We start from the raw sequence: 7,416 nt of genomic DNA, 5'->3' as shown, positions 1-7,416 counted from the left end.
GCAGCGCAGCCACTCGCGCACGGAGTTCGCGGGCTTGCCCGGCACGCCGCGCGGATCGGTCACGCCGTCGCAGGTCTCGCCCGGGGAGGGCTCCGGCTCCGGGGTCGGCTCGGTCACGGGCGCGTCGAGCTGGAGGCCCACCAGGATCGGGTTGTGGTCCGAGGACCGCCACTGGTCCGCGGAGTACAGGTCCTCGGCCACGTAGTTGTGGCGCGAGTACTCCAGTGCCACGGATTCGTTCGCGTTGATCATCCAGATGTCCTGGCCGGTGATCGCCGTCGCCGCCGACGGCGAGGCGTAGATCCCGTCCAGGCTGCCGACGGCGCCGCCGAACGCGTACGAGTACTCGCCCGTGAGCGCGCCCTGCGAGAGGTACCCGGCCGCCTCGAGCACGCGGATCGGGTCCTCCTTCTCGTAGGCGTTGAAGTCGCCCATCAGCAGGACGCGGTCGGTGCCGGTCTCGGCCTTCATGCGCTCGGCGAAGGCCACGAGGGCCTCGGCCTGGCCCACGCGGTCCGCGTTGTACGCGCCCTGGCCGTCGCCCGCGTCCACGTTGTCCCCGGTCGCACCCGAGCCGCCCTTGGACTTGAAGTGGTTGGTGATCGCCACGAAGTCGGTGCCGGCCGCCCCCTCGGACGTGCCGTCGGCGGCGCGGAACAGCTGGGCCATCGGCTCGCGGGCGTTGTCGAAGTTCGTCTGGTCGTCCAGGATCACCGACTCGCCCACCGGGGTGACCTCGGCCGGCTGGTAGATGAACGCGGAGCGGATGACGTCCTCGTCCGCGAGCGCGGGACGGGTGGCCGGGGAGGCCACGTAGGCCCAGCGCTGCTCGCCGGCCTGCGCGTTGAGGGCCTCCACGAGGTGGGCCAGCGCGTGGTCCCGGTCGAGGCCGAACTTCTCGGAGTTCTCGATCTCCTCGAGCGCGACCACCGAGGTGCCGAGGCCGTTGATCGCGGCCGCGATCTTCTCCTGCTGGCGGGCGAACGCCTCGGAGGTGTAGGCGCCGCGCGGCAGGCAGCCGTTCGTGGTGACGGGGGTGCCGGCGTGGTCGCGGTAGGCGCTGCAGCCGGCCACGTCCTGACCCAGGGTCGTGAAGTAGTTGAGCACGTTGAAGCTGCCGACGGTGACGTTGCCGCCGACCGCCTCGGGGGCGGCCTCGGCCGGGCGGGTGTCCTCGATCGTCACGGGCTGGACGGCGGCCGCCGTGGCGTCGGTGAGGTGGCCCAGCGGCTGGAAGGACCACGCGTCGAAGCGCCAGTCGAGGATGACTCCGGTGGTGAACTCCAGGCCCGCGCCCACGCGCACCGGCTGGTCTGCGTCCAGGTACGGCAGCGGGTTCTGGTTGCCCGGCGAGCGCATGAAGTTCGTGGTGGCCCCGTCGTCGAGCACGATCAGCTGCTGCGCGTTGGCGGCCGCGACGGCCTGGGCCTCGGCGCCGGGCCGAGCCACGGACGTCGGGTTGTCCAGCGGCGTGGTGCCGGGGACGATGCCGAGGGAGCCGTACTGGTTGAGGGAGTAGTTGTCCGTGACCGTCCAGTCGCCCTGCGGGGCGAGGACCATGCCCTCGAGCGCCTCACGGTCGGCCTCCTCCAGCGGGAACTCCACCGGCGTGGGGGCCACGGCGCCGGGCTCGGCGACCGGCAGCACGCCGCCGGCGGCGACCTTGATCTGCGTGAGGCCGTAGTGCTCGGCCGCTTCGCCCGTGACCTGGACGTGGTCGCCGAGCGTCACGGAGCCGACCGTGTCCGGCGAGTACACGAACACGCCGTCGGAGGCGCCCGGGGTGGCGTCGGGGGTGTCGCCGCCGGTGCCGGCGGTCTGGATGTAGTAGCCGTCGTAGCCGCCCGTGGAGTACACGGCGGTGACGACGCCGGTGGTGGTCACCTGGCGCCCGGCGTACGGGGTGGCCGTGCCGGTGCCCTGGAGCTGGGCGATGGTGATCCGCTCGGCCGGGGTCGGCTGCGGCTCGGGCTCCGGGGTCGGCTCGCCGCCGGTGGCGGCGGCGTTGGTCGGGGTGACCTGGTCGGTGACGGTGAAGTCGGCGCTGTTGTCGTCCGTGTCCACGCCGTTCGTGCGGGTGAGGGACTTCGGGTCCGAGTTGGCCGAGGGGGCGCCGGCAGCCGCTGTTTCGAAGGTGTTCGTGGCTCCGTAGCCGAGCACGTCCGCGACGCCCGGCACCTGGCCGGTCACCACGGAGCCGACCGGCAGGTCCGTCACGGTGCCCGCCTGGCGCGCGAGCACGATCGTGCCCTTGGTGCCCGCGGGGTTGAACGCCCCGCCGGCCACGAGGTCTGCCTGCGGCAGGGCCGCGCCCGCGGTGCCGTTGGAGCCGCCGGAGACCAGGAAGTGGCCCTTCGCGGGCACCGTGCCGGACAGCGCGACCGTGCCCTGGGTCGCGGCCGTGCCGGCGGCGGAGCGGTACTGCAGGGACCAGCCGTCGAGGCTGATCGGCTGGTCGGTGGGGTTGTAGAGCTCCACGAACTTGTGGGTGTACACGGCGTTCGCGGAGCCGCCGTTGGTGTACGCCTCGTTGATGACGAGGGAGTCGCCGGCCGGGCTGGCCTGGGAGGGCAGGGCCACGGCGGGGGCGAGCAGGGCCAGGGCGGCGGTGGTCACCGCGGTGCGCGCGGCGAAGCGGGGCAGGGGGGTCATGTCGTCCTCGGTCTCGTTCTCGATGGGTCAGCGCGGCAGGCCCGCGGCGGTCAGCCAGGCATGGGCGGAGAAGACGGGGTGCGTGGCGGCGCCGCGCTGCACGCCGCGGCCCTTGCCCGGGTGGTCCTCGCCCTTCACGCGGCCCTTGCCCGGGTGGTCGGCGCCCTTGTCATGGCCCTTGCCATGACCCTTGCCCGGGTGGGTCGGGGCGGGCTGCTCCGGCTCGGTGGGGGACGGGGCCGCGGTGACCTCGAGGGCATGGCGCACCACGGTCGTGCTGCCGTCGGCGTAGCGCACGGTCATCACGAGCTCGCCCGTGCCCGCCGCGGCGGGGGCGGTGATCCCGGAGAGCGTGACGGTCTCGGAGCCCGCGGGGACGGCCACGGTGCCCAGGGCGGTCTCGGTGCCGTCGGCCGTGCGGAAGGCGACGTCGACCGCGGTCGCCGCGGGGGCGCCGTCGGAGTCCACCACGAGGTCCCCGAGGGTCAGGCCGACGGCCTGCCCGGCCTCGACCGAGGCGGGGGCGTCGGTGACCGGCACGCCGTTCTTGCCGAAGTCCGGGGCGACGGCGCCGTGGGCCGCGTCCTGGGCGCGGGCGTAGTCCGTGATCGCCTGGGAGTCCAACAGGCCCATGTTCACGAAGTTCTGGCGGCCGGTCGCGAAGGCGGTGTAGCCGTCGGGGGCCTTGGTCGGGTCCCCGAGCGTCGTCCAGGTGTCGTCGGCCAGGAACGACTGGCTGGCCACCGTGTACATGCGGTCCGCCTGGAGCGGCTCGCCGTCGATCCACACGCCGGTCACCTTGTCCCCCTGCGGGCGGGACTCGTCGTAGGTCCAGGTCAGCTCCTCGGACCAGCCGAGGGTGAACTTGCGCACGTCGTTCCGCCAGTTCTCCTCGAGGGCCAGCTTGATGGAGGAGCCCGGGATGTCGAAGTAGGTGATGGTGTTGCCGAACGGCGCCATGTCGAGCAGCTCGCCCAGGGTGAGGCGACCGACGAGGTCGGCCGGCTTGGCCGGGAACGCGCCGCCGTCGGTGAAGCGGTCCGTCAGCAGCTCGGAGCGCAGGCCGCCGGGGTTGGTCACGCCGAGGTCCACCTCGGGGTTCGCCTGCTCGGCGGCGTGCTTGACGGCGTCGCCCACCCAGGTGCCCAGGGTGGTCTCGGCGGCGCGCGTGCCGCCGGCCTTCCAGGAGCCGCCGGCGTCGATGAGCTTCTGGTAGTCGGTGGTGATGGAGGCGGACAGGTCGGCCACGACCTCGCCCTGCAGGTCCTCGAAGACCGCGACGGCCTCCTGCTCGATCGCGTACACCTGGGCGGTGACGGGGGATTCCGCGGCGGCCTCGGCGGGGGCCTGCGTGGACCGGGCCAGCAGGCGCGGGGTGAGCCCGGTGACCTCGCCGTCGGCGCCCACGGTCAGCTCGACGGCGGCCAGGTGGCTGCCGGAGGCGCCCGCCTGGATCACGGGGCGGTGGGCGCCGCCGGCCGTGGTGTCGTACTGGTAGAGCTGGTGGGTGTGGGCGTTGAAGATGACGTCCACGGCGGAGGAGGTCTCGCCGACGATGCGGTCGAACTCGGCCCGGGCCGCCCGCTCGGCGGCCAGCTCGCCCGCCCCGGCGGCGCCGTCGTGGTACGAGGCCACGATCACGTCGGCGGCGTCCTGGGCCTCCAGCTCGTCCGCGACCGCGTTCACGGCGGCGACCTCGTCGAGGACCTCGTTGCCCTTCAGGCCCGCGCCGGTGGTGGTCGCGTACAGCTCGTTGGGGGAGGCGCCGATGACCGCGACGCGCACGCCGTCGACGTCGAAGACGGCGTGCGAGGTGAGGACGGGCTCCTTGCTCGTCGGGTCCACCAGGTTGGCGGAGAGCACCGGGAACTGGGCCCGGGACTCCACACGGCCCTGCAGGTCGTCCAGGCCCTTGTCGAACTCGTGGTTGCCGGCGGTGAGCGCGTCCAGGCCGAGCGCGTTCATCACGTCGATCGTCGGGTTGTCCTGCTGCACGTTGGACACGGACTTCGAGCCACCGATCAGGTCGCCGGCGCTGGTCAGCAGCGTGGAGCCGGCGCCGTGCTCGGCCTCGAACGCGGTGCGGTAGTCCTCCACGGTGTCCGCGAACTGCGTGCCGATGTAGTCCGCGGACAGCGCGCCGTGGAAGTCGTTGAAGGACAGGATCGAGATGGTGGTCTCGTCCGCGGCGGCCGTCTCCACGGCCAGGGCGGGCGCCGCGCTCGCGGGCGCGAGGACGAGGACGGTGCAGGCGGCCGTGGTGACGGCACGGCGGCGGAACAGGCTGGGCATGGCTCTCCCCGGGATGCGTGATGACAGAGGTGCGCCGCCGGTGGACGGCGGGGTGACGCGCGGAGTCCATCACATCCAGGTGGCCCCCAGGTGAACGAGAGGCGGCGGGCCGTCCGGCCCGCCGCCTCTCGTCGTGTGCACGCGGATGGTGAGGGATTCGAACCCTCGGCACGGGGTCACCGCGCACCGGTTTTCAAGACCGGCTCCTTCGGCCGCTCGGACAACCATCCCGGGCCTGACCGCGACGGTGTGGGCCGCCGCGTCGAGGACCCACTCTAGCCCGTGGCCCGGCGGGCGGCCGGTGGCGAGTCCGGCCCCCGCGCGCGAGGATGGACCCTCGACCCCCGACCAGAGGAGGAGACCCCCATGGACGTCCCCGCACAGATGCGCGCCGTGCGATTCACCGGTGCCGGCGACAACGGCGTCGTCCGCGTGGGCCACGAGCCCGTGCCGGACCCCGGCCCGGGCGAGGTGCTGGTGCACGTGGCCGCCGCGGGTCTCAACCGCGCGGACATCGCGCAGCGCGAGGGCCGCTATCCGCCGCCGCGCGGCGCCTCCGAGATCCCCGGGCTCGAGGTCTCCGGCACCGTGGCGGCGCTGGGACCCGAGGCCGGGATGCCGGGGGAGGGGCGCTTCGCCGTCGGTGACCGGGTGTGCGCTCTCCTGGCCGGCGGGGGCTTCGCCGAGTACGTCGCCGTGCCGGCGGGCCAGCTCATGGCCGTCCCCGACGGCGTCGGCCTCGTCGAGGCGGCGGCCCTGCCGGAGGTCGCCTGCACGGTGCACTCGGCGCTCGTGGGCCGTGCGGGCGTGCAGGCCGGGGACCGGGTGCTCGTGCACGGCGCCACCGGCGGCATCGGCTCCTTCGCCGTCCAGTTCCTCGCCGCGCTCGGTGCACGGGTGCTGGGCACCGCCGGCGGCCCGGAGAAGGTGGCGCTCGGTCGGCGGCTGGGCGCCGAGCACATGTTCGACCACCGCGCCGCCGAGTCCGGTGCCTTCGCCCCGTGGGTCAAGGAGGTCACGGACGGCCACGGCGCGGACGTCATCCTCGACGTCGTCGGCGCCCCGTACCTGGCGCCCAACGTGTCCGCGCTCGCCCCCGAGGGACGCATCGTGACGCTCGCGGTCCAGGGCGGCGCCGTCCCGGAGGACTTCAACATCATGAAGCTGGTGGTCAAGCGCGGCTGGCTCACGGGGGCGACGCTCCGCTCCCGCTCGGTCGTGGACAAGGCCGGGATCGTGGCCGCGGCCGAACGTGCCGTGTGGCCCCTGGTGGCGGCGGGCCGCATCGACGCGAGCGTCGGGGCGTGCTTCCCGCTCGCCGAGGCCGCCGAGGCGTTCGACTGGTTCGACTCCGCCACCCGCACGGGCAAGGTCGTGCTCGTCACCGACCCCGCCGACGCGCGCCAGCCGTCCGGCGACCGCGCATGAGGGGGCCCTTCGCACGCTTCCGTCAGGAGCGTGCCGACGACCGCGAGCTCGGCACGGGGCTGTGGCGCCGTGCCCACGACCGACTCGGCCGGGCCCTGGACCGCTACTGGCAGGTGCTGGAGGGCCAGCGGGGCACGGACGTGCTGAGCCCCGAGGAGCGCAACGGCGTGGTCCACGCCGGCAACGTCCTCACGGAACGGCTCCCCGCGGTCCGCGCCCTGTGCGTCCGCCTGCACCGGGACCACGAGGGCGACGGCGAGCACATCCCGGCCGAGGCCGCCGACGTCCACCGTGAGCTCTCCCGCGCCGCGCACGAGCTGGCCGCCACCGCCCAGGCCCTCGCCCTGTACCGGCTCGGTCAGGGTTCGGCGGAGTCGGTCGGCCGGCACGCCGAACGCACCCTCGGCCACCTGGACCGGGCGGAGGAGCTGGGAGCCGGGCTCTGACGGCGGCGCGCCCCGGAGGGCCGGCCCGGAGACGAGAGGACCCCGCCGCGTGATCACGCGGCGGGGCCCGGGGGAGCCCCCTGCCGGATTCGAACCGGCGACCTGCTCTTTACGAGGGAGCTGCTCTGGCCAGCTGAGCTAAGGAGGCACGTGACCGTGAACGGCCACGGCTGACGAGCATACCGGTTTCGCGGCCCCGATTCCACCGCGCGGCCGGGTGCGCGGGCCACCGGGTGTGGCCCGCCCCTTCCGCGGGTGTTCACCCCCAGGCCATGCCGCGGCCAGACGAGGACGGTTCCCTGGTGGGCACACACCGTCGACGGGAGACGCATGAGCCTGCCCCACGCCCCTCGCACCCCGGCACCCCCCGCCGCGGCCTCGTCAGCCGCGCCCCTCCGCCTGGCCGTGGTGGACATGTCCGGCACGTCCATCGTGGAGCACGGGCTCCAGGACACGGCGTTCGCCCGCACGTTGGACCAGCACGGCGTCCCGGCGGGCACGCCGGATCACGACGACGCCGCTCGGCGGTTCCGCGCGCTCCGGCCCACCTCGCGCACGGCCGTGTTCCCCCGCGTGTTCGCCGACCGGGCGGTGGCCG

At 74.2% G+C, this 7,416-nt stretch carries 4 protein-coding genes, 2 tRNA genes and 1 pseudogene; 3 read left to right on the top strand and 4 right to left on the bottom strand.

The genetic code is table 11. From position 1 onward, the window contains the following. The 3 genes from D8M29_RS06750 to D8M29_RS06740 all read right to left on the bottom strand — a co-directional run. Positions 1 to 2,652, bottom strand: a 2,652-nt coding sequence (locus D8M29_RS06750; protein ID WP_174233311.1) for an ExeM/NucH family extracellular endonuclease, incomplete at its 3' end; no start/stop codon positions are given. Between the two features lie 27 nt (positions 2,653 to 2,679). Next, positions 2,680 to 4,944, bottom strand: coding sequence for a bifunctional UDP-sugar hydrolase/5'-nucleotidase (locus D8M29_RS06745; RefSeq protein WP_063189342.1), 2,265 nt, complete (start codon positions 4,942 to 4,944; stop codon positions 2,680 to 2,682). A 142-nt stretch (positions 4,945 to 5,086) separates the two neighbouring features. After that, positions 5,087 to 5,174: transfer RNA gene (locus D8M29_RS06740), tRNA-Ser, on the bottom strand. A 136-nt stretch (positions 5,175 to 5,310) separates the two neighbouring features. Here D8M29_RS06740 and D8M29_RS06735 point away from each other — a divergent pair. After that, positions 5,311 to 6,372 (top strand): NAD(P)H-quinone oxidoreductase, encoded by a 1,062-nt coding sequence (locus D8M29_RS06735; RefSeq protein WP_095695326.1) that lies wholly within the window; start codon positions 5,311 to 5,313, stop codon positions 6,370 to 6,372. Further along, positions 6,369 to 6,818, top strand: coding sequence for a hypothetical protein (locus D8M29_RS06730; RefSeq protein WP_002858061.1), 450 nt, complete (start codon positions 6,369 to 6,371; stop codon positions 6,816 to 6,818). The genes D8M29_RS06735 and D8M29_RS06730 overlap by 4 nt, the downstream gene beginning before the upstream one ends. A gap of 74 nt (positions 6,819 to 6,892) precedes the next feature. Here the strand turns inward: D8M29_RS06730 and D8M29_RS06725 are convergent. Further along, positions 6,893 to 6,966: transfer RNA gene (locus D8M29_RS06725), tRNA-Thr, on the bottom strand. 182 nt (positions 6,967 to 7,148) lie between these two features. Between D8M29_RS06725 and D8M29_RS06720 the strand changes: the two are divergent. Next, positions 7,149 to 7,416: pseudogene (locus tag D8M29_RS06720) on the top strand (haloacid dehalogenase); the annotation flags it as partial.

This window comes from Micrococcus sp. HSID17227 (assembly GCF_003989405.1).
Lineage (GTDB): Bacteria > Actinomycetota > Actinomycetes > Actinomycetales > Micrococcaceae > Micrococcus > Micrococcus luteus.
This window is presented reverse-complemented; position numbering and strand designations above follow the sequence as displayed.

What these genes read in the sequence shown, in the direction of transcription:
- D8M29_RS06745 (WP_063189342.1), bottom strand. Translation starts at nt 4,944, where the DNA reads ATGCCCAGCCTGTTCCGCCGCCGTGCCGTCACCACGGCCGCCTGCACC.
- D8M29_RS06735 (WP_095695326.1), top strand. Translation starts at nt 5,311, where the DNA reads ATGGACGTCCCCGCACAGATGCGCGCCGTGCGATTCACCGGTGCCGGC.
- D8M29_RS06730 (WP_002858061.1), top strand. Translation starts at nt 6,369, where the DNA reads ATGAGGGGGCCCTTCGCACGCTTCCGTCAGGAGCGTGCCGACGACCGC.